General features: G+C 33.3%; 1 pseudogene. It reads left to right on the forward strand.

Going from position 1 to position 502, the window contains the following annotated elements:
- A pseudogene (locus HX004_RS17690) lies at positions 1-502 on the forward strand (hypothetical protein); the annotation flags it as partial.

The following is a 502-nucleotide window of genomic DNA, read 5'->3' on the forward strand; positions in this document are numbered from 1 at the left end:
GAATTCATTACCAATATCATTGAGGAGTTGAAAGGGACGTATGGAAATGTTGGATATGATACGGTAAACAATACATTCTTCTACTATGATGAAAATAAGCAACCTGTAGTAATTAGCTGGGATGCTTTAGGAAATACAAAAATCAAATCATTTGTAGCAACGGCTGAATTCTTAACAATCACTGATACAGAGAACAATGTGTTTGCTGTGAAGATGGATGACTTAGGAAAAATCATCGCGAACAATGATGTATTTATAACTGAACTAGTAGATAACCAGGAGTTTATCACTAAGTTAGGAGATAACATAGAATTTATTAACCACATTACCAATAACAACGAATTCATTACCAATATCATTGAGGAGTTGAAAGGGACGTATGGAAATGTTGGATATGATACGGTAAACAATACATTCTTCTACTATGATGAAAATAAGCAACCTGTAGTAATTAGCTGGGATGCTTTAGGAAATACAAAAATCAAATCATTTGTAGCAACGG

Source organism: Myroides sp. 1354, assembly GCF_030324495.1.
GTDB lineage: Bacteria > Bacteroidota > Bacteroidia > Flavobacteriales > Flavobacteriaceae > Flavobacterium.